The organism is Neomoorella carbonis, from assembly GCF_045278715.1.
Classification (GTDB): domain Bacteria; phylum Bacillota; class DSM-521; order Neomoorellales; family Neomoorellaceae; genus Neomoorella; species Neomoorella carbonis.
Genome location: NZ_CP136420.1, coordinates 2,433,518 through 2,454,370 on the forward strand (window position 1 = coordinate 2,433,518; position 20,853 = coordinate 2,454,370).

At 55.7% G+C, this 20,853-nt stretch carries 20 protein-coding genes and 1 pseudogene; 5 read left to right on the forward strand and 16 right to left on the reverse strand.

Going from position 1 to position 20,853, the window contains the following annotated elements; translation table 11 throughout:
• Positions 1–3: 3 nt before the first annotated feature.
• The 10 genes and pseudogenes from MCACP_RS12405 to truD all read right to left on the reverse strand — a co-directional run bounded on the left by MCACP_RS12405 (position 4) and on the right by truD (position 9,775).
• Complete coding sequence (locus tag MCACP_RS12405; RefSeq protein WP_406677054.1) at positions 4–1,353, reverse strand: HAMP domain-containing sensor histidine kinase; 1,350 nt, start codon at positions 1,351–1,353, stop codon at positions 4–6.
• Between the two features lie 68 nt (positions 1,354–1,421).
• Positions 1,422–2,372 carry a phosphate/phosphite/phosphonate ABC transporter substrate-binding protein gene (gene phnD / locus MCACP_RS12410; RefSeq protein ID WP_338833291.1) on the reverse strand — a complete coding sequence of 317 codons (951 nt, stop codon included), beginning with the start codon at positions 2,370–2,372 and terminating at the stop codon, positions 1,422–1,424.
• 136 nt (positions 2,373–2,508) lie between these two features.
• Positions 2,509–4,600: pseudogene (locus MCACP_RS12415) on the reverse strand (heavy metal translocating P-type ATPase).
• Positions 4,601–4,611: 11 nt separating this feature from the next.
• A complete protein-coding gene (locus MCACP_RS12420; protein ID WP_406678752.1) occupies positions 4,612–4,953 on the reverse strand; it encodes an ArsR/SmtB family transcription factor in 342 nt (113 codons plus the stop codon).
• Positions 4,954–5,059: 106 nt separating this feature from the next.
• Positions 5,060–5,404: an ArsR/SmtB family transcription factor gene (locus tag MCACP_RS12425; RefSeq protein ID WP_406677055.1), complete on the reverse strand. Its 345-nt coding sequence runs from the start codon at positions 5,402–5,404 to the stop codon at positions 5,060–5,062.
• A 154-nt stretch (positions 5,405–5,558) separates the two neighbouring features.
• Entirely contained in the window at positions 5,559–6,770 is a 1,212-nt protein-coding gene (locus MCACP_RS12430) for a DUF401 family protein (RefSeq protein WP_406677056.1), read from the reverse strand.
• Positions 6,771–7,043: 273 nt separating this feature from the next.
• Entirely contained in the window at positions 7,044–7,244 is a 201-nt protein-coding gene (locus MCACP_RS12435; RefSeq protein ID WP_406677057.1) for a DUF6485 family protein, read from the reverse strand.
• An 11-nt stretch (positions 7,245–7,255) separates the two neighbouring features.
• Positions 7,256–7,744 carry a flavin reductase family protein gene (locus MCACP_RS12440; protein WP_406677058.1) on the reverse strand — a complete coding sequence of 163 codons (489 nt, stop codon included), beginning with the start codon at positions 7,742–7,744 and terminating at the stop codon, positions 7,256–7,258.
• An 83-nt stretch (positions 7,745–7,827) separates the two neighbouring features.
• Positions 7,828–8,568, reverse strand: coding sequence for a pseudouridine synthase (locus MCACP_RS12445; protein ID WP_406677059.1), 741 nt, complete (start codon positions 8,566–8,568; stop codon positions 7,828–7,830).
• A gap of 46 nt (positions 8,569–8,614) precedes the next feature.
• Positions 8,615–9,775: a tRNA pseudouridine(13) synthase TruD gene (truD, locus tag MCACP_RS12450; RefSeq protein WP_406677060.1), complete on the reverse strand. Its 1,161-nt coding sequence runs from the start codon at positions 9,773–9,775 to the stop codon at positions 8,615–8,617.
• A gap of 204 nt (positions 9,776–9,979) precedes the next feature.
• On the opposite strand from truD, the gene MCACP_RS12455 reads away from it, so the two are divergent.
• Positions 9,980–10,333, forward strand: a complete 354-nt coding sequence (locus MCACP_RS12455; RefSeq protein WP_406677061.1) for a cupin domain-containing protein — start codon at positions 9,980–9,982, stop codon at positions 10,331–10,333.
• A gap of 67 nt (positions 10,334–10,400) precedes the next feature.
• On the opposite strand, the gene MCACP_RS12460 is transcribed toward MCACP_RS12455, so the two are convergent.
• Positions 10,401–11,009, reverse strand: coding sequence for a hypothetical protein (locus MCACP_RS12460; RefSeq protein ID WP_406677062.1), 609 nt, complete (start codon positions 11,007–11,009; stop codon positions 10,401–10,403).
• A 335-nt stretch (positions 11,010–11,344) separates the two neighbouring features.
• On the opposite strand from MCACP_RS12460, the gene MCACP_RS12465 reads away from it, so the two are divergent.
• A complete protein-coding gene (locus MCACP_RS12465) occupies positions 11,345–11,485 on the forward strand; it encodes a hypothetical protein (protein ID WP_406677063.1) in 141 nt (46 codons plus the stop codon).
• A 30-nt stretch (positions 11,486–11,515) separates the two neighbouring features.
• A complete protein-coding gene (locus MCACP_RS12470; protein WP_406677064.1) occupies positions 11,516–12,163 on the forward strand; it encodes a Uma2 family endonuclease in 648 nt (215 codons plus the stop codon).
• Positions 12,164–12,347: 184 nt separating this feature from the next.
• Here the strand turns inward: MCACP_RS12470 and glmS are convergent, their stop codons facing one another.
• The 4 genes from glmS to cdaA form a co-directional block, all read right to left on the reverse strand.
• A complete protein-coding gene (gene glmS / locus MCACP_RS12475; protein WP_406677065.1) occupies positions 12,348–14,168 on the reverse strand; it encodes a glutamine--fructose-6-phosphate transaminase (isomerizing) in 1,821 nt (606 codons plus the stop codon).
• 301 nt (positions 14,169–14,469) lie between these two features.
• Positions 14,470–15,804, reverse strand: a complete 1,335-nt coding sequence (gene glmM, locus MCACP_RS12480) for a phosphoglucosamine mutase (protein ID WP_406677066.1) — start codon at positions 15,802–15,804, stop codon at positions 14,470–14,472.
• Positions 15,805–15,862: 58 nt separating this feature from the next.
• On the reverse strand, positions 15,863–16,798 hold the full coding sequence (locus MCACP_RS12485; protein WP_406677067.1) for a CdaR family protein: 936 nt from the start codon (positions 16,796–16,798) through the stop codon (positions 15,863–15,865).
• 2 nt (positions 16,799–16,800) lie between these two features.
• Positions 16,801–17,634 (reverse strand): diadenylate cyclase CdaA, encoded by an 834-nt coding sequence (gene cdaA / locus MCACP_RS12490; RefSeq protein WP_406677068.1) that lies wholly within the window; start codon positions 17,632–17,634, stop codon positions 16,801–16,803.
• Between the two features lie 155 nt (positions 17,635–17,789).
• On the opposite strand from cdaA, the gene MCACP_RS12495 reads away from it, so the two are divergent.
• Both MCACP_RS12495 and MCACP_RS12500 read left to right on the forward strand, forming a co-directional pair.
• Entirely contained in the window at positions 17,790–18,524 is a 735-nt protein-coding gene (locus MCACP_RS12495) for a DUF881 domain-containing protein (RefSeq protein WP_406677070.1), read from the forward strand.
• Positions 18,525–19,250 carry a DUF881 domain-containing protein gene (locus MCACP_RS12500; RefSeq protein ID WP_406677071.1) on the forward strand — a complete coding sequence of 242 codons (726 nt, stop codon included), beginning with the start codon at positions 18,525–18,527 and terminating at the stop codon, positions 19,248–19,250.
• Between the two features lie 13 nt (positions 19,251–19,263).
• Here MCACP_RS12500 and cimA read toward each other — a convergent pair whose 3' ends face one another.
• Positions 19,264–20,853, reverse strand: a complete 1,590-nt coding sequence (gene cimA, locus MCACP_RS12505) for a citramalate synthase (protein ID WP_406677072.1) — start codon at positions 20,851–20,853, stop codon at positions 19,264–19,266.

The window sequence follows — 20,853 nt, forward strand, 5'->3', positions numbered from 1 at the left end:
CCTTCAGGCGGTTATAGGGATATCGACATAAATAGTTGTTCCCCGGGCAGGCGTGGATTCGATAATCACCTTTCCTCCCAGGAGGGCGGCCCGCTCGCGCATGCTAAAAAGCCCCAGCCCCTTTCTATAGGCGCTTGCTTCAGGATCAAAACCCCGGCCGTTATCCTCGACAATCAAACGCAAGGCCTCGCCGCGCGGTTCCAGGAGGATGCTGACTTCCGAGGCTTCAGCGTGTTTAATAACGTTATTCAGGGCTTCCTGGACAATACGGTAAATGGCCAGCTCTGCTTTGGGCGGCAGGCGTTTCTCCACCCCCCTGGCAGCCAGATGAATTTTAAGGTTAAATTTATCGCTGTAATCGCGCGCTATTTGTTGCAGGGCGCCGGTAAGACCGAGCTCGTCAAAAACAACAGGCCGGAGTTCCAGGGCCAGGCACCGCAATCCGGCCATGGCCTCCCCTAAAGCGGCCCTGATTTCGGCCAGGGACCGGGCTACTTCCTTCTCCCCTTGTACTTTATCCTCCAGGGCTTTTAAACGTAAGAGAATAGCCGTCAGGGCCCCTCCGGTATCATCGTGTAATTCCCGGGCGATACGCCGCCGCTCGGCTTCCTGGGCGGTAACTACCCTGTCAAGGAGTTCGGAGCGTAAATTGCTCAGCTCTTCAATCTCGGCTCGCGAGCGGCGCAAGCTGTCGAGCATGCGGTTAAAGGAGGCGGCCAGAAAGCCGAATTCATCATGCCCGCTAACAGTTACAGTGGTGTCCAGGTTTCCCTGGGCCACCGCCCTGGTGGCCCCCACCAGTTCCCGGATCGGCCTGGTTAAAATGGTCGTTAACATATAGGCCATTACTATAAAAAGAATGGAAAAAATGGTGATCATTATCACAAAACGTGTTGTAGCGGCAAACACAGCCTGGCGCAAGCCCACTTCGGAAAGGCCGACATGGACCACCCCTAACTGGCCGCCGAAGACCGGTACAGCAGCGTCGTGAATTACCCCCTCATCCGTCAACAATAACTGCTGGCTTTCCTTTTTGCCCGGCGGAAGCTGGTTATAAGCCAGCAGATCTACGGGGAAACCGCCGTTAAAGGTATGGGAGAGGACGCGGCCCCAGGAGTCCTGGATATAAATATAACGAATATCCCTCCCGCTGGCCTGCATATCAAGGAGCATCTGGTGCAGGCCATAAAGGTTGCCGGTGAGCACCAGCTCGCTACCCTGGGCGGCCACGGCCCTTGCTGTTGCCAGGGAACGCTGGTCCAATTGCTGTCCCAGGGAAGTTACCAGGACGGCCCTGGTCTGAAGGGCCATGGCCAGGCCCATAAAAATAATTATCGCCAGGACTAAAGCCAAAATTTTATGGCGAAAACTAAGGTTAGCTCCTATAACGCGAAGCTTTTCTCTTAAATCATGGCCGGAGTTCACGGATACCCCACCTTACGGGCTATTTCCCTTACCGGGTTATAGGCCTCGTCGTTGATAGGTATAAAGCGCTCTATTCCCAGTTCGTTCAAAATTTTACGCCCGGTTTCCTTCTTATCCATTTGCAAAAAAGCTTCCCGGACCTTCGCCTTCAGGGCCGGTTCCAGGCCCGGGCGCACCACCACGGGCGGGGAGGCAAAATCGTCGGAGCTCTGGATGATTTTAACTTTGGCCGCTATTTCCGGGTGCTTTTTGGCAAAGGCCTCATATACCAGGCTGTCAACGGCAGCTCCATCTACAATGCCGTCGGCCACCGCCCTGATGGACTTGTCATGGCTGTAGGTAAAAATATAACTCTGAAAGAAGGTTTCCGGTCTCTCACCCTTCTGCTGGATATAATAAAGGGGCACCAGGCGACCGCTCATGGACATGGGATCGGAAAAAGCGAAACGCCGACCCTTCAGGCCCGCGAAATCCTGCACCGGGCTGGATTTAGGGACTATAATATAGGAGGCATACTTGGCCTGCCCGCCCACTTCGGAAGCAGCCACCAGTTCCATGCCGAAATCGCGCTGGCCTTTGACATAGGCATAGGTGCAAACAAAGGCTATATCGATGTCGCCGGAATTCATGAGGAGATTTACTTCAGCATAAGTTTGGCGGGTAATAAACTCAACCGGGTATCCAAGAAAATCCTCTAAGTATCTAGTGAGATCGGTATAAGCCTGATAACCCTCTTCCGGTGAAATCACCGGTGCCGCAGCAAGGCGTAAGGGGCGCTTTAATTCCCCCTCCAGAACAGAGCCGTTATAACTGGCCCCCGGATAATCGCTGCGCAAATCGTTGAGTTTGATTATCCCTTCACGGTTTGTTTTAGCGCATCCTGATAACAGTAATATGAGCAAAATAAACGCCAGGAATAAAATTAACTTTGACCGCCCGGTGGACATCAGGTACAGCCGCCCCCCGATGCAACTTTAAAACAATTATAGCATAATTAATAAATCTGTACCCCTCTCCCGTCGATAAATAATCATTTTCCCTGGACCGGCGGTTTTAACGCCGGACGGCCAGGGGTGGCAAATGTTAAGCCTGTTCCGGCGGGACAGCCTTGCCGCCATACCCCAGTATCCTGGTGGCGTTGAAGATAGCTGCCAGCGTGACGCCTACATCGGCAAAAACGGCTTCCCAGATGGTGGCCACGCCAAAGGCTCCCAGGACAAGAAAGAATCCCTTGACGCCCAGGGCCAGGGCCACGTTTTGCCTGACGATGCAGCTTGTATGCCTGGCTATTTCTATCGCCATGGGGAGTTTGGAGGGGGCGTCCTCCATAAGGACCACATCGGCGGCCTCGATGGCGGCATCACTCCCTAAGCCGCCCATGGCCACCCCCACGTCGGCCCTGGTGATAACCGGGGCATCGTTGATGCCGTCGCCCACGAAGGCAATTTTCCGGCGGCGGTCAGGCAGAGCGGCCTGCAATTCCTCTACTTTCGCCACCTTGTCTTCCGGCAGGATCTCGGCAAAATAAGCGTCGACGCCCACTTCCTCAGCCACCCGGCGGGCCACCGTCTCCTCATCGCCGGTAAGCATCACTATTTTCTTTATACCCAGCTCCTTAAGCCTATTAATTGCCTCCCTGGCATCAGGCTTCACCTCATCGGAAATGACGATGTAGCCGGCAAAGGTACCGTCAATGGCCACGTGGACGCCGGTGCCTGCCACATTGCAAACCTCATGGGCGATTCCTTCCCGGTGCATTAAACGATCGTTACCGGCCAGGACCCTTTTCCCATCGACCACGGCGCTGATACCGTGGCCGGGAATTTCCCGGTATTCACCGATCCTCTCGGGGTCAATCTCCTGGCCGTAGGCCGTCCGGATGGACTGGGCGATGGGATGGCTGGAGTAGACCTCGGCGGCGGCGGCAGCTGCCAGGAGTTCGTCTTCCTGAAAACCGTTGGATGGAACCACCTGCGTCACCCGGAAAACTCCTTTCGTCAGGGTACCGGTTTTATCAAAAACCACGGTATGCAGGCCGGTCAGGGCGTCCAAGAAGTTAGCGCCCTTGACCAGGATGCCCTGGCGGGAAGCTGCGCCGATGCCACCGAAGTATCCCAGGGGAATAGAAACTACCAGGGCGCAGGGGCAGGAGATGACCAGTAGTACGAGGGCGCGGTAAACCCACGTAGCGAAGGTGGCTCCGGGAAACACCAGGGGCGGGATGACCGCCAGGGCCAGGGCTCCCAGGACGACCACCGGGGTGTAGTAGCGGGAAAAGGCAGTGATAAACTGCTCCGTCGGGGCTTTACGGGCCGCGGCGTTTTCTACCAGCTCCAGGATGCGTGCCACAGAGGATTCGCCGAAGGGCCTCGTCACTTTGACGGTCAGTAGGCCCTGGCCGTTAATCATCCCGGCCAGGATTTTTTCCCCTTTTTCCACCTTGCGGGGAACAGCTTCCCCCGTCAGGGCCGAGGTGTCGACAAAGGAAACGCCCTCCACCACCTCGCCGTCCAGGGGCACTCTCTCCCGGCTTGACAACAATAGTTTGCCCGACCTCTACCTCCTCCGGCGGCACCTGTTTCGTTTCCCCGTTTAGCTTCAGGTTGGCGTATTCCGGCCGGATGTCCAGAAGGGCGGCAATGGAGCGGCGGGAGCGATTGACAGCCCGCTCCTGGAAATACTCGCCCACAGCATAAAAGAGCATCACCGCTGCCGCTTCGGGTAGCTGGTGAATGGCAATGGCGCCAATAGTGGCAATGGTCATCAGGAAGTTTTCGTCAAAAAACTGGCTCCAGGTCAGATTGCGCACGGCTGTCGTGAGCACCCGCCAGCTTACCAGGAAGTAGGAGGACAAAAGAATCGTATACTCGGCCCACGCGTAAGGAGTGCGATGAAGCTGCTCGTTAAAAATAAACCCTATTGCCAGGAGAAGGCCTGCAACTAAGATGATATATAATTGGGACTCCGACCTCTGGCTGGTAGTATCTACAATATTCACGCCGGGTTCGACCCGGGCGATGACCTCCCGGGCCGCCGGTAGCAGTTCCGGGGGCAGGTCTAAGCTCTGGTTGGCGAAGTTAACGGTAACCTTTTCTAAACCTTTAACTTTACGCAGTTCTCGCTCAATCCTGGCAGCGCAACTGGCGCAATCCAGTCCCTCCAGGGTGTAACGCATACCTTGGCCTCCTATCTCCCCTCAGCAAAGTGGGCCTGCGCCTCGCGGATCAGGTTTAGGATGTGCTCATCGTCCAGCGAATAATAGACCATCTTGCCGTCCCGGCGGTACTTGACCAGGCGTAAAGCTTTCAGCAGGCGCAGGTGGTGGGAGACGGCAGGTAAACTCGTGTCCAGGAGCGCGGCCAGATCACACACGCAAAGTTCCTGGTGGGCCAGCAGATAGAGGATTTTGGTCCGGGTTTCGTCCCCGAGGACCTTAAAAATTTCCGATAAACCGGCTACATCCAGCACCCTGTCCTTCAGGTGCTCAAGGTGGCCGGAAGGACAGAAGGTGTCGCAGAGGTCAATTATCGCACTACGTTTTATAATTCTTGGAGAAAATAGAAAAGGAAGCTTATAGCTTCCCACGATACATATCTTTTGCGGTAGGTACCCGCACCAGGGGTTGCAGCCCGGTCTAACTTCCCTTCCTTTCATCTTTACCATGTCGCCCCTGCAGTTCCGCCATGGTGGTGGCTATTTCGCGGGTCAAAATACCGCCCACCAGGTCCAGAACCTCGAAGATTTCCGGGTGCTTAACCCGGTAGAGAACCTTTAAACCTTCTTTGCGGGTAATGACAATGTCTTCCTTGCGCAGCACGGCCAGGTGCTGGGAGATATTCGGTTGCTCCAGTTCCAGGTCTTCTATAAACTCGCAGACACACTTCTCCCCCTGGCGCAGTTGTTCCAGGATCCTCACCCGAGTCGGGTGGGCCAGGGCTTTAAAAAATTCCGCCTTCAGGCTGTAGAGTCTCTCAGCCAATGAATATCCTCCTTATATGCGAATTTCTGCATATATTAGTTTATGCTTTAAAATCTGGATTGTCAAGGACCAGGGTCCAGCCGGGTGGTAAACAGGCTTCCGGCATTTTACCGAAAAAAGAGGCTTTATGGCCCCTGCCCTCTTCCTGAAGGGGTCACCACACCAGATACGCGGCCATAGCTACCGCCAGGAGGGCCGCCTCCGGGCCGACCATCATCCTGAGCACCTTGCGCAGGTCGGCCTTAAAAAAATCCACGGTGAGGGCCAGGCAGAGGTGCATGGGGGTCAACATGTTTCCGGTAAAGCCGGCTATAAAAATGAATACCGTCAGGGGCAGGCTCATCTGGCCGCCAACGGCAGTCATGACAATGGGAAAAGCAATCCCGACGTAGGCTACCGTCAGACCGGTCAGCATGCCCACCAGGAAACTTATGAGGCCGAAAATTAAAAATTCGGGTACAGGCAGCATGGCCAGTAAAGCAGGGAGGCCCTCGACCGCCCGGGTATCTACCAGTACCTCCTTGAAGAGCATTACCCCCCATACCAGCAGGAGGGTTTTTACGGCTATGGCCTCCCGGCACAGGTGCCAGAATTTTAACGGTGTATAGCGGTGTCGCACCAGCAGGAAAAGGAGTACTACTCCCACTGCCAGGCCGACCTCCACCTGGAAAACCAGTACCAGGGCCACCACCACCAGTACCGGCAGGATGCTGAGGAAGAGTTCCCCGGCCAGGGCGCGGCGACCGGCCGGCAAGCCTTCCCATTCTTCTCCTTCCGGCTCGATTTTTACTCGCCGCAGGGCGGGTATTCCCAGCAAGATGACCAGCAGGCCATAGGGAGCCAGGGCAGCAATGAGGCGGGGTAAAGGGATCCCGCTGAGGCGGGAGGCCAGCAGGACCCCGGGGTAAAGGGGAAGGAAGTACTCCCAGATATGACGGTAGTAGTAGTTGATAAAGCTCTTTTCTTCGGCGGCTATAGCAGTACGCGCCGCCGCCTGCCCCACCAGAGGAGCGGAAAACAGCGCGCCCCCTGCCGAAGGCATGAGGCCGATGAAGGCCGGCAACAGAGCCATCACTAGCCGCCGGTTGCGGATGAGGCCCCGCAACCCCTGCAACATCCTCTCCAGGTAACCCTGTTCTCCCAGGAGGTGTTCAAAGATCATAATGAGGGCCAGGATAACTTCCAGCTCTAAGGTAGCCGGACTTTTGGTGGCCTGCCAGGCCATGCCCAGGAAAGCAACGGGATCGGTGTGGTAAAGGCCGGCCAGGAGGAGCGAACTGCCGAGCATCACCGGTCCCAGAGGCGCCCGCCGCCCCAGGAGCACCATCATTAACCCGAACACCAACAACAGCTTGAGCCCTTCCAACGACGTCCCCTTCTCTATACAATACAGTTAAGTTACCACTTATAATAATCATTATAATAATCACGCCGTCGCAATAAATCAAGGGGTATTACTTCCGGGGAGCAGAAAATTCCGGACACTTATCAAGGTCACCCCTGCCGGGCAGCCGGGGCGGCGTAGTTTATTAAGGGGCCCGAAATTTTACCGGTTTACAGTAAAAAGCAGAATTAAAAAGACGGGGCTGAGGCCCCATCTTTTCTTTCTACTACCTTCTTGCCAGGTTTGCCCTTCGCTTCAGGCACGACTACTACAGGCTATAAAGCGTGCAAGGCTGCGATCGTAAGTTCTTTCTATTTCCGGCGGAAAAAGACAGCCCGGCAGCTCGCCATGTTGGCGGTGATAGGTTATACACTCACAGCATTTACCCTTGCGGCTGCAGGGTTCATAGGTACAGGTGCACCTATCCTTATTGGCCTGCAGATTGCACTGCGCCATTTTCTCACCCTTTACCGGTCCCAGCGAGCGAAATTATGTTCAACGTAGAGAAGGGGTTTTTTATCGCTGCTGACATTGGCCGCCACCACCTGGCCGACAACAATCACATGATCCCCATTCTGGTAACGGCCGCTGACCTTGCACTCCAGGTTGGCCAGGGCATCTTTTACCCTGGGAGTGGCAACCACCGTCGCCGGTTCGGTAGCAATACCAAGTTCCTTAATTTTATCCACGTTCCGCCCCGAATGGGTGCCGCAGAAGACAGCGATATTCTCCTGATCTTCGGCCAGGATGGAAAGAACAAACTCCCCGGCGGCATCCAGCAGCTCCAGCACATAGCGATTGGGGTGCAGGGCCACCATCACCTGGGGCGGGTCGGAGGATTCCTGGGTAAACCAGGCCACGGTGGTCAGGTCGTGTTTTTCCCCTTTCTTGACACCCACCAGGCCGCACGGGCAGGCGATCTTGCCCAGAGCACGGGTAATCTCTCCACTGCTCATTATGGTTCAGCTCCTTCCTGCATAAAACAGGGTTTTTCCTTCTTTATTTTACCTGAAAGCGGGGTGGAAGGCAATGACTGGTGCTATGCCGGCGGGTTTAATTCCCGCAGCCTTTCTATTTCTTCTTCCGTCAATTCACGGTACTCCCCCGGCTTTAATAGTTTGTCCAGGACTAAAGGCCCTATAGCAATCCGCTTGAGATAGATTACTTTTTTGCCCACAGCGGCAAACATGCGCTTTACCTGGTGATATTTTCCCTCAAAAATAGTGAGTTCAACCTCCGCTTCCGGTCCGGGAGAGAGAATTTTTAACTCACCCGGCATGGTACGGTAGCCGTCATCTAAGATTACCCCCCGGCGAAACGCTTCGGCATCATTTTCTGTAACCATACCGCCTACCACTACATAATACGTTTTGGGCACATGTTTTTTGGGTGACAGGAGCTGATGGGCCAGCTTGCCGTCGTTGGTAAGTAAAAGCAATCCCTCGGCGTCTTTGTCCAACCGCCCGACAGGAAATGGATGAAAGGCACGGTACCGGGGTGGGAGCAGGTCAACTACTACTTTCGCGAATCTATCCTCAGTGGCGGACAGAACACCCCGCGGCTTATTTAGCATTAAATAGATGTACTGTCTGTACGCTAAGGGTTCGCCGTTCACTTCAATAAGGTCACAGCCGGGCAAAACATGTAACCCCGGGTCCCCGGCCGGCCTGCCGTTGACCTGCACTCTTTTTTCTTTTATCAGCTTCCTTATCTCTTTGCGCGTGCCCAACCCCATATGGGCCAGCACTCTATCCAGGCGCTGCCGCTCTTTTGCCGCCATTTTTCTTACCTCACCGCTTTTTCCCAAACGCCGGCCATGTCAGTCGTCATGGCATGGTCAGCCTTTTTATCAGCATTGTTCCGTAGCTCCCCCGCGGCAGCTTGAAAAAGAGGCGCATTTTCTGCCTGCCGGGGTAAAGGTCATCGGGCTCCGCGGGCTGCAAACGAAAATCGCCGGGAAAAACTACGGCGTTCCTGGGCGTAGACTTAAAAAAGGCCTGCCGGACTTTACGCAGGTTGAAACTGCTGCGCTTGATACCTCTTTCCTCCATGATGGCCGCAAACAGCTGCTCGGTGCGCGCATCGGGAAACTCCATGCGGCCGGCAGCCAGCGGCAAGAAAAGAGACTTCAGATAAGCCAGCTCTTTTCTTTCCAGGCGCCGGTAAAAAAGGTAGGGCCCGGCTACTCCGGGTACGGCCACAAGTTCGCGTCCCAGTTCCTGCAAAATCCTTCTTAAAAGCTCGTTAAAAAGGAAACTCTGGTAGGCCGAAAAAAGCAGGGAGAGCTCTTCGCGGGGTATCATCTGCAAAGCCTCTATGTAAGCTTTGGGTTTTTCGACAAGCAAGGAAAATATTCTACTCTCCATAGTGGTTTTGGCACGCGTCAGGCACGTGGCCCAGTCACCCCAGTGCTCGCGGAAAAAGAGCTTGCGCTCCCTGGCTTCTTTTTTTTCTTCCGGGTAAATACCGGTAAGGTAGATCTGCAGGCTGCCGTTATAGTGCCTTTTCAGCAGCCTTTCGGCCATGAAGCCCATCCGGTGGTCCATGCTGCCGAAACGCTGGTCGTCATAGTAATTGGGGTAGCCGAAACCCCGCACCTCATCAACCCGGTGGGTGATACGGGATACCTCTGCCGTGCCGAGGGCGCGGAGGGTGATGGCAAACTCGTTCCCCTCCAGGAGATCGGGCCCCATGGGCCGGTCCATATAGCCAATGCTCCGCAGGGAAAAGTTTTCTTCTTCAGTGGTTAAATCAGCAGCATGCTTCACCGTGACGTACTGAAAGGTATGGGCGTGCCTGTCCTTCAATCCCCCGTAAGCAAAAAGGCGGTAGGGAAGGTTATGGGCCTTTGCCAGCCGCATTAAAAGATCAATGGTATTCCATCCCTTCTTTTCCAAAAGGTACAGCCGGTAAGGACCCTTTTCCCGGACAGGCAGGCGGGCCAGCTCCCGGACCACGAAGTCCTCGGGGATCACCTTTAATTTCATTGCCTTGCTCCTTACGCCTGTTTATCGCCTCCCTAAATATGTACCACAATCCCTGCCGCATTGCAAATGTGCCGAACAAAAACCCGAGCTGGGACATTATCATTACCACGTTCTATATCTTAAAGCTTGCTTCCTAATACCTTATCTGGTAAAATAAAGTAAAATCTGGCAGATAATATAATTTTGGAAAGGAGGATATATTGCATGATAAGAAGAGCTCAGGAGATGAAAGAGGAAATAGTTACCGGTTTAAGGGGTGGCAAAGGTAACGTCGCAATGGTTCACATACTAGAAGAAAGCAAAAATGAGTTCAATGGCAAGGGACGACTATTTGCCCGGTTAACCCTTAAACCCGGTGCCTCAATCGGCTGGCACCAGCACAGCGGCGATTCTGAAGCTTATTACATACTCAGCGGCCAGGGCATAGTAAATGACAACGGGAGGGAAACCGTAGTTAAGGCCGGCGACATGGTTCTTACCAAAAACGGTGAGTATCACAGCATTATCAATAACGGTGATGAAAATCTGGAGTTTATAGCGTTAATTTTGTATGCCTAACTACTCCCTTAATGCAGTTGCACCAAGCCTTTCAAAGTAAAGAGAGCTGGCGTGGGACCAATCCGGGCTAATATATTTGCTGTATTTGCCGCCGCCTAACTCCGACTTCACGCTGCAGGCGTGCCAGCACGGCAGCGACCCGGAGCTCGCTCTTACGTTCCTTCATGCCGTCCGCCAGGCGGCTGGCGGCGTCTATGGCCGCCCGGATCAGAATGCGCGGCGCTGGAAAACTGGCCGTATCGCCCACGAGCGGCACCCGGCAGTCGAAAAGCAGGTCGCCGGCAACGGGTTTCAGGGTTTCCGCCGGCAGGCCGGCAATGAGGATCTTGTCGCGTTTGTCGTAAAGATCCTCGACTTCCCGCAGTACGGTCCAGAAAAGGGCGTCTTCCCCGAAAGGACGGCCCTTAACCTCCAGGAGATTTCCGATCACCAGGAAATCCAACGTCTCCTGGGCCCGGGCGGCGCGGATGTTTGCCCGTTCAATCCGCTCCGCCGCCAGATAGTGTTCGAATTCTTCCCTAGCCATCCGGGCGAGCTTTTCCCGCAGCGGTTCCACTTCCTCGGTACCCAGGGTTTCTCCTTCCGCGAGCTGCAGGTTTTCTAAGTCTTTCCAGGACAGGATGAGGCGGACCACGCGGCTGCCTCCTGCTTCCCGGCAGGCCGCCGCGTAGCCCACCCTTCAACACCATCCATCCCGGGAACGGGCACAGCCAGCCGCCTGACACACGGGGAAAGCCCGAAACTGTTCATATGTTCTAAAACGCCCTCAAAAACGGGATCGCCATACGAAGCAAAATGCAAACGCCTGCCATGGCCTTGATCTGCTCGTTAAATCCCTGGCAGTATTTTTCCCGCTCGTCGTAAATACGCTGTTCCAGTGTCGTAAAATTGATCCGGAGCAAAGAGTTATCACAGTGATCCCCTTTTTGCTTGCCACAAACAGTAATCTGTCAATATATTGAAAAGGTAATCTCTTAAGCGTTACAATATAACTACAAAGAGGTGGAAATAATGGAACAGGTCGGTATCAGAAAGATGAAAGCCTCCTTAAGTCGCTATATAAAACGAGTTAAACAAAGGGTATGGCAGGCATTGAAAGCCAATAATTTGGCCTTGCTGTCGGAAGAACTTCCCAACGGCGGTATGAACTGAAGGAATTAAAAGAAAGGGGGCACGAAACAGGTGGATGCCGTGGTGCCGGAGGCAGCTTTAAGTTACGATAATGGTAAACCCTTACCGCCAGGCAAAATGACTTTCGAGGAGTTCCTGGCCTGGTGCGACGAGGACACCTGGGCAGAGTGGGTGGACGGAGAGGTCGTGGTTTTGGCGCCAGCAGCGAGAAAGCACCAGGACGTTAAGGGTTTCTTATATAGCTTTATACGTGAGTTCTTATATTACAAAAAAACTGGACGAATTCTGGATGCCCCCTTCCTGGTGCGACTGCCGGAAACCTTACGCCGGGGGCGCGAGCCCGACCTCCTTTACGTCAGTAACGAAAGGATCCACCTTTTAAAAGAAACCTACATGGACGGCGCTCCCGATTTGATCGTTGAGATTACTTCTCCCGAAAGCCTGGCCCGGGACAGGGGCGAAAAGTATGTGGAATACGAAGCTGCCGGTGTCAGGGAGTACTGGCTCATTGACCCCGACCGGCAGCAGGCAGAATTTTACCGTCTGGGAGATAATGGTCGTTACCACACCGTAGCACCTGACGCCAGCGGAATTTACCGGTCAGAGGTAATCCCCGGGTTCTGGCTTAAAGTTGAATGGTTATTCCGGGACCCTCCCCCGGCGGCTATAGCCTGCCTCAAGGAAATGAGTTTAATATAAGTGGCGTTGCCTTGAGTTGACGGTAACCCACTTAAGGAAAAATTGGAGTCTAAATCATGATTATACTATGTTCGCAACATGAATTCAAAGGAAAAGGCCCTCTTCCCAATCTGGAAAGAGAGCCTTTTTCTTGGCAAGAAGAACCAAGGTCAACACATCAGGATAACAGAATTATTCTATCTTGCTACTCCACCGTCACGCTTTTGGCCAGGTTGCGCGGTTTATCGACGTCGCAGCCGCGGGCGACGGCGGCGTAGTAGGCCAGCAGCTGCAGGGGCACTACCGTGACGATTGGGGCCAGCAGCGACGGTACGGCCGGCAGGTAAAGGACCTGGTCAACTTCTTTTTCGATAGCTGTGTTGCCTTCCTGGGTCAGGGCCAGTACCCAGGCGCCCCGGGCCTTGACTTCCTTGATGTTGCTGATCATTTTCTCTAAAAGCTCTGCCTGCGTGGCCAGGGCGATGACCGGCGTTCCCTCTTCAATAAGGGCTATGGTGCCGTGTTTGAGCTCTCCCGCAGCATAAGCCTCGGCGTGGATATAGGAAATCTCCTTGAGCTTTAAGGCGCCCTCCAGGGAAACAGCATAATCCATACCGCGGCCGATGAAAAATACATGCTCCTGGGAGGCCACCCGGGCAGCCAGTTCTTGCACCCGCGCTTCGGCCTTTAATACTTCTGCTACATAATCCGGCATAACCCTGAGATGGCTGGCTAGCTCGGCCGCCCAGGGTGCTTTGCCGCGCTTTTCTGCCAGGTACAGGGTGAATAAATACTCTGCGAGCACCTGGGTAAGGTAAGCTTTGGTGGAAGCAACGGCTATCTCCGGTCCCGCCCAGGTGTAAATGACGTGGTCGGCTTCCCTGGCCACCGAGCTGCCGACGACGTTGGTAATAGCCAGGATCTGCGCCCCTGCTTTTTTAGCCTCCCGCAGGCTGGCCAGGGTATCCGCCGTTTCCCCCGACTGGCTGATAACCAGGCCCAGGGTTTTTTCATTAAGAATGGGGTCGCGGTAACGAAATTCGGAAGCAATGTCATCTTCAACCGGCAGGCGCAGCAGCTTCTCCATGAGATACTTGCCGACCATACCGGCATAATGGGCGGTACCACAGGCAATAACGGCTATCTTTTCGATAGAAGCCGCCATTTCCGCTGTTAAATTCACGCCTTCCAGCTTTACCTTGCCGTCAGGCTGCAGGCGGCCGCTCAGGGTATCGCGTAATGCCCGGGGCTGTTCGTGAATTTCTTTGAGCATAAAGTGGGCGTAGCCGCCTTTTTCGGCCGCCTGGAAGTCCCAACCTACGTGATATATCTCTTTGGCTTTGGGTGTGCCTTGCGCATCAAAAACCTTTGCGCCTTCGGGTTTGATATGCACAATTTCCCCGTTTTCTAAAATATAAGTATCACGCGTATAAGCCAGCAAGGCCGGTATATCTGAAGCCAGATAAGTTTCCCCAGCAGCCAGGCCTACAATCAAAGGGCTGTCCTGGCGTACCCCGACCAGTTCCTGGGGGTGGTAAGCACTGGCCACTGCCAGGGCATAGGAACCGCGTAAAGCCGGCAGCATCTTGAGTACCGCCTGGAACAGGTCGCCTTCATAAAGTTGTTCCACCAGGTGAGCCAGGACTTCCGTATCCGTCTCGGACACAAAGCGGTGGCCGGCAGCCACAAGCTGCTCCCGCAGTTCCTGATAGTTCTCGATGATGCCGTTGTGGACGACAGCAAACTTGCCCGTGCAGTCCAGATGGGGATGGGCGTTGACATCGGAGGGCCGGCCGTGGGTGGCCCAGCGAGTGTGGCCGATCCCCACCCGGGCCCCATCAAGATTGCCATTAAGGCGGCTCTTCAGGACATGGAGCTTACCTGCGCTCTTCTCTACTACCAATCCGCCACCATTTAATACTGCTATGCCGGCAGAATCATAGCCCCGGTATTCCAGCCTTTCCAGTCCCTCAACCAATATGGGGACTGCCGGGCGCGGGCCCAGATAACCGACAATACCGCACATATAAAGCTCACTCTCCCTTTATTTTTTAATCAGGGAGAGGTAAAGGGTTACCCGGCGCCCTTTGTCCCCGGGATTGCTCCCGGGTTTTGTAGCGCCTTTGACGGTCGTAACCGGACCGGGGGGCACCCGCCGATGCCTCGATTAACCCCCGCCTCGTCAACCTTCCAGCACTAACATCATGACCATTATGTATTATGGGTAGTTAGTGCTGGCCGGTCCCGGCGCTTGCGTTAGTTTGTATCTTTACCTCTCCGCAATACCCGGACCCTCCCGGCCCGGTTAATCACCCCCTTTTTTCCGGTTACAACCCGGTAACGGCCCTTTGCAGTTCGGCCATAATGGCCTCCAGCTCTTCCCTGTCCGGTCCTTCTACCATGAGGCGGATTATGGGTTCTGTTCCCGAGGGCCTGACCAGGACCCGGCCCCGCCCCGCCAGCTGCTCCCGGGCCGCCGCTACGGCTGCCAGGAGGGCAGGGCTGGCCATGGCACCCTCTTTATCCGTCACCGTTACGTTGACCAGCAGCTGGGGCAGGTGCGGCATAGCTGCCGCCAGCTCCGACAGGGGCCGGCCGGTGGCGGCCATGACCTGGAGCAGCTGCACCCCGGTAAGCAGGCCATCCCCCGTAGTATTATGTTCCAGGAGGATAATATGGCCCGACTGCTCGCCGCCCAGGACGGCACCAGTCCGCAGCATCCCCTCAAGCACGTAGCGGTCGCCGACGCGGGTCTGGTGCACCCGCAGGCCTGCTGCTGTCAGGGCCTGGTGAAGGCCGAAGTTGCTCATGACCGTCACCACTACCTGGCCCCCGGGCAGGCCTCCCTGTTCCTGGCGGTAGAGGGCCAGGATGGTCATGATGGCATCGCCATCGACCAGCTGCCCCTTTTCATCCACGGCAATCACCCGGTCGGCGTCACCGTCAAAGGCCAGGCCCACATGGGCCCCCCGGGCGACGACCTCGGCCTGGAGCACCTCCGGGTGGGTAGAACCGCACCCGACGTTTATATTAGTCCCATCGGGGGTATTATGCAAGAGGGAAATTTCCGCCCCCAGGCGCTGGAAAACTGCCGGCGCAACCCGGCAGGCGGCACCATAGGCACAGTCCAGCACCACCCGCATGCCGGCCAGGCCCCGGTCGGCGGTACTGCAGACGTGGGCTACATAGCGCTCGGCCGCCTCTTCCAGTTCCTGCACCCGCCCCAGCTCCACGCCCACCGGCCGGGGCAGGTTATCTTCCGGTTCCAGCACCAGCCGTTCAATTTCTTCTTCCACCGGGTCGGGCAGCTTGTAACCGCTGGAGCTGAAGAATTTAATACCGTTATCGGCCACGGGATTGTGGGACGCCGAGATGACGACGCCGGCATCGGCTTCCAGGTGCCGGGTCAACCAGGCCACCGCCGGGGTAGGAACTACGCCTACCTTCAGCACATCACCCCCGACAGAACAAATGCCGGCCACCAGGGCGGCTTCCAGCATATCGCCGGAAATGCGCGTGTCCCGGCCCACCACCACCCTGGCCCGGCCTTCCTGCCCCGCCAGCACGGCAGCGCCGGCCCTTCCCAGGCGAAAAGCTAACTCCGGGGTAAGGCCGGCGTTGGCCACCCCGCGGACTCCGTCAGTACCGAATAACTTACCCATTTATATCACCTTCAAACTGCGTACTCCATTATATGTTCCTGTTGTTAGATTGTTACTTTCAAGGCGTGCCGCTTACCTTTTTTATTTCGACTACCACCCGTACCCGCGGGAAACTGCTGACCTGCACACCGGCGGGGATTTCCAGGTTCGTCTCTACTGTAACATTTTTCGTAGCCCCGGCTATATTAATTGGGGCCGTATTTATATAATCCAGCGACGCTAAAAGGTTATAGGGAGCGAAGACCTCCACCACTTCCGGCTGGAGAATTATCCGGTCAATGACATAGCCCCTGGCCGGTTCCCCTGCCAGCTGGGGACGCACCGCCAGGATCTTGCTAGGCATGTCCTGAACTACGGGGATAAAGGTTTCCACCACTTCCGGGGTGACGGTTAACCACTCCTGCAAAGGATGGCCCTCCCGGTCAGCCAGCTTCACCGGCAGCTGGGCCAGGAAATTGCCGCTGGCCTGGTCGATTTTGGCCTCCACATAAACCCGGCCGATGCTTTTCAGGGTTGCGGCCGAACCGGAAACAATTACCTGGGAAGGTTTGATGACCGGTTCCAGCGCCCGGTAGCCGCTGGCCGGCGTCCCCAGGAGGTTCACCTGCACCGGTAGCTGCACCTGCTCAATTTTATCGAGTTTTATCGTCACCTGGGCAGGGTTGACATGAATCACATTTATCCCTTCGGGCACCTCGACCCGGACGGGTAACAGATTATCGCCGACTTTAGCATCCCGCAGGTTAACATAGGCATGGACATCCCTGGGCAGCAAGGTACTTACTGCGGCCTTGCGCCCCTCCACCCGTACCTGGACTTCCGCCGGGCGGTCGGCAACCACCAGGCCCTCCCGCAAGTTTTCTGTTTCCAGGGGGACCCGGACCACCTTTTCCCCGGTAGGGTTCTGCTCACCGGTTACGTATATCCAGAGAATAATGGCCAGTGCGACTGCCAGCAGGCGATAAATCCAATCCTGGCGAAAATGCTCCCGCATTTTTACGACCTCCAGGGCCAGAAGGAAGTATTATGGTTAACCTGCGGTAATAATAAACTCTGGAAGAGTTCCTTCAGGTTTTTCTCGTCCAGGAAACGAGTTAGCTTCCCCCCTTCGGCGACGGAAATGGCGCCCGTTTCTTCCGACACCACCAGGACCACGGCGTCTGATATTTCGCTGATACCCAGGGCCGCCCGGTGCCTGGTCCCCAGCTGCTTGCTTAAATAGGGGCTTTCGGAAAGGGGGAGGAAACAGCCGGCAGCCACCACCCGGTCCCCCCGGATAATGGCCGCCCCGTCGTGGAAGGGCGTCAGGGGTACGAAGATATTGATTAACAGCTCGGCGGAAACGACGCCGTCTACCCGGATGCCCGTTTCAATATAATCATTGAGACCTGTTTCCCGCTCGATAACCACCAGGGCACCGGTACGGTTTTTAGAAAGTACCTGGGCGGCCCTGACCAGCTCATTGATCAGCTTTTCCATATCTTCGGCACCCAGCACAGTTAAAGGACGGGCAAAAAACTTGCCCCGGCCCAGCTGCTCCAGGGCCCGCCGCAGTTCCGGCTGGAAGACTACCGGCAGGGCCACGACAATCACCAGGCGCAACTGGCTTAAAAGCCAGTTAATGGTGGTCAGGTGCAGGCGCTCGGCAATGACCGAGGCTACCACCAGCACCACCAGGCCCTTGATGAGCTGAACGGCCCGGGTGCCTCTGATGAGCATGATAAATTTATAAATGACAAAGGCGACGATGCTGATATCAAGGGTTATCCGCAAAAGCTCGATTATGTTTAACGATAACAAGTAGCGCCACAGGGCCGCCAAACCATTCACCCCAAATTTTCCCGCCGGCTTTAGTTAGTATATGGAGGTCCGGTCACTTCATTCGACAATCAAGAGGTGAATCCCTTCTTTTTTAAGTTACCCGTTTTTACTAGTTGTCACTGGCCGGTACTTCATATAAAATAGCGCTAAAGGAGGAGTCCCCGGTGCGTAAAATTTACCTTTCCCTGCTCCTCATCAGCCTTTTATCCGGGCTCCTGGTAGCCTGGCAGTGGCGTTCCCATATGGCCACCGCGGCCCTGGAAAAGCAGGACCCCGCACTCATTGATATTATTCATTCCCTGGAAAAAGAAGACGCTTCTTTAGAAAATACCATCGCCACCCTGCGCAGCCAGATTGAAGCCATCCAGAAGGACCGCTCCCAAGGGAAGGGGCGCCTGGCCCAGTTGCAGCAGGAAATAGAAGGCCTGAAACTGGCTGCCGGCCTAACTCCCGTAACTGGTCCGGGGATCATCGTTACCCTGGATGATAATAACGCCGGCGCCCAGGCGGCCCAAAAGAGCTCACCGGCAACCTACAAGCCGGAAGACTATATAATCCATGATAAAAATGTCCTCTACCTGGTTAATGAATTAAAAGCTGCCGGCGCCGAGGCCATTGCCGTCAACGGCCAGCGGATTGTCACCAGCTCGGACATCCGCTGTGTCGGCACCGTCATCCTGGTGAATTCCACCCGCCTGGCCCCGCCTTACGAGGTTCAGGCAATAGGCAATCCCGATGTCCTGGAGGCGGCCGTCCAAAGGTCGGTGGACTTCTCCTTCTTGAAGAGCCGTGATTTCCCGGTCAAAGTGACCAAATCCCAGAATCTGATCCTGCCAGCGTATAAAGGAGTTTTTCCCCAGGACTACGTCAGGTTGGTTAAAGCGGGGGGGCAGCAATAAATGCGAGGCAAATACTGGCATGTTTCCCTGACCGTTGTTTTCTTAATCCTTGGTTTACTTTTATCGCTCCAATTTCGTACCCAGCGGCTCCTGGCCAGCTCCCTGGAAGCCCAGAAAACCGAAGACCTGGTGGCTATGTGGAAAGATTTGAGCAGCAAGCGCAGCCAGCTCCAAGAAGAAATCGCTAAGCTCCAGCAGCAGCTCTTTACCCTTAAGGCCAGTTCCGGCCAGGATAATGAGGCCGAAACGGCCCTGGAAAAAGAGCTGGCCCGCCTGCAGGTCAGCACCGGCCTCACTCCTGTCAAAGGCCCGGGGGTTACGGTTACCATTACCGGCGACGCCCCTCTCCTCTACGAGGATCTGGTGGACATCGTCAACGAGCTCTGGGTCTCAGGAGCCGAGGCCATCGCCATCAATGACCACCGCATCAGCGCCTTCACTGCCATTGCCGATAAAGAAGAGGGGTCGCGGGTATACATCACCGTCGACGGTGAAAAGCTCCTCTACCCCATTGTCATCAAAGCCATTGGTGACCCCCATACCCTGGAAAAGGGTTTAACCTTCACCGGCGGGCTGATCGAGAACCTCAACAACATGTTCAATATTTACCCCGACATTAAAAAAGAGCAGGACCTGCAGCTGCCGGGGACTTCCCTCCCCCGCTGGCAGTATGCTAAGCCCCTGCCCCCTGATAAACAAGCGCCAAAGCAAAGCCAGGCAGAATAAAGGCCTGGCTTTTTTAAGTTGCTGCCGCCTTTTTATTTAAATCCCGGTCCTGCTTTAAAAGGGCGTATTCCATGCTGTCCAGCAGGGCTTCCCAGCTGGCCTCAATGATGTTGGTAGAGACGCCGACGGTATTCCACGAGCTGCTGCCGTCCCGGGACTCAATGAGAACCCTGACCCTGGCGCTGGTGGCATCCTTTTCATCCAGGACCCGCACCTTGTAATCTGTCAGGCGCATGCGGCCGATGGCCGGGAAAACTTCCTCCAGGGCTTTGCGCAGGGCGTTGTCCATGGCATTGACGGGCCCATTGCCTTCGGCCGCTGTATGGACTACCTGGTCACCCACCTTGAGTTTAACAATGGCTTCCGAGATAGCTTCCTGGCCGGGTCGCTTTTCCACCAGGGTCTTGACGTACTCTACTTCAAAGGGCTGCCGGTATTCCCCCGTTGTTTTCCGTAAAAATAATTCCAGGGAAGCGTCGGCCCCTTCGAACTGGTAGCCCTGGCGTTCCATTTCCTTGATGCCGTTAATGAGGGCCTGCTCCTTTTCTGGAGAAAGCTCCACTCCCATCTCTTCCGCCTTGCAGCGCAGGTTGCTGGCCCCGGCCTGGTCCGACATTAGTATGCGCCGCTCGTTACCCACCAGTTGGGGGCGGATGTGCTCGTAGGTTTGGGAAGCCTTTAAGACGGCACTTACATGGATGCCGCCCTTGTGGGCAAAGGCACTGTAGCCGACGAAGGGCTGGTTGCCGGCCGGCACCACATTGGCAATCTCGCTGACATAACGGGAAACTTCTGTAAGATGGCTCAATTGCCCGGGGGGCAGGCACTGGTAGCCCATTTTCAGCTCCAGGTTGGGCAGTACCGAACACAAATTGGCATTGCCGCAGCGCTCGCCGAAACCGTTGATGGTCCCCTGCACCTGGCGGCAGCCCGAAGTTACAGCGGCCAGAGTATTGGCCACGGCCAGATCCCCGTCATTATGGGCGTGAATCCCCAGCGGTACCTGGATCTCCTGGCGTACTCGGGCTACAGCTGCGGCGACCTCATCCGGCAGGCAGCCGCCGTTGGTGTCGCACAGGACCACCCAGCTGGCCCCGGCAGCCACCGCGGCCTTTAAGGTAGCCAGGGCATACTCGGGGTTGGCCTTGAAGCCATCAAAAAAGTGCTCGGCATCAAAGATTACTTCCAGACCCGCCTCCACCAGGAAAGAGATACTGTCCGCAATCATAGCCAGGTTTTCCTCCAGGGTCGTCTCCAGGGCCGCCGTTACATGGAGATCCCAGGACTTGCCGAAGATGGTGGCCACCTTTACCCCGGCCTCCTTGATGGCCAGCAGGTTGGCGTCTTCCCCGGCTTTCCCGCCGGGCTTCCGGGTGCGGCCAAAGGCGGTGAGTTTTGCCTGCCGCCATCCAATCTCCCTGGCCCGCCGGAAAAACTCCATATCTTTCGGGTTGGCCCAGGGCCAGCCACCTTCGATATAGTCCACGCCCAGGCGGTCCAGGCGGGCGGCAATCTTTAACTTGTCTTCTACCGACAGGCTGATGCCCTCGCCCTGGCTGCCGTCCCGGAGGGTGGTGTCGTAGACGTAGATCTTCTCCGGCAT

Bases quoted from the DNA above. Each gene is read 5' to 3' on its own strand.
- phnD (WP_338833291.1), bottom strand. From the start codon at position 2,372: ATGTCCACCGGGCGGTCAAAGTTAATTTTATTCCTGGCGTTTATTTTG.
- MCACP_RS12435 (WP_406677057.1), bottom strand. From the start codon at position 7,244: ATGGCGCAGTGCAATCTGCAGGCCAATAAGGATAGGTGCACCTGTACC.
- MCACP_RS12440 (WP_406677058.1), bottom strand. From the start codon at position 7,744: ATGAGCAGTGGAGAGATTACCCGTGCTCTGGGCAAGATCGCCTGCCCG.
- MCACP_RS12445 (WP_406677059.1), bottom strand. From the start codon at position 8,568: ATGGCGGCAAAAGAGCGGCAGCGCCTGGATAGAGTGCTGGCCCATATG.
- truD (WP_406677060.1), bottom strand. From the start codon at position 9,775: ATGAAATTAAAGGTGATCCCCGAGGACTTCGTGGTCCGGGAGCTGGCC.
- MCACP_RS12455 (WP_406677061.1), top strand. From the start codon at position 9,980: ATGATAAGAAGAGCTCAGGAGATGAAAGAGGAAATAGTTACCGGTTTA.
- MCACP_RS12465 (WP_406677063.1), top strand. From the start codon at position 11,345: ATGGAACAGGTCGGTATCAGAAAGATGAAAGCCTCCTTAAGTCGCTAT.
- glmS (WP_406677065.1), bottom strand. From the start codon at position 14,168: ATGTGCGGTATTGTCGGTTATCTGGGCCCGCGCCCGGCAGTCCCCATA.
- glmM (WP_406677066.1), bottom strand. From the start codon at position 15,804: ATGGGTAAGTTATTCGGTACTGACGGAGTCCGCGGGGTGGCCAACGCC.
- MCACP_RS12485 (WP_406677067.1), bottom strand. From the start codon at position 16,798: ATGCGGGAGCATTTTCGCCAGGATTGGATTTATCGCCTGCTGGCAGTC.
- MCACP_RS12500 (WP_406677071.1), top strand. From the start codon at position 18,525: ATGCGAGGCAAATACTGGCATGTTTCCCTGACCGTTGTTTTCTTAATC.
- cimA (WP_406677072.1), bottom strand. From the start codon at position 20,853: ATGCCGGAGAAGATCTACGTCTACGACACCACCCTCCGGGACGGCAGC.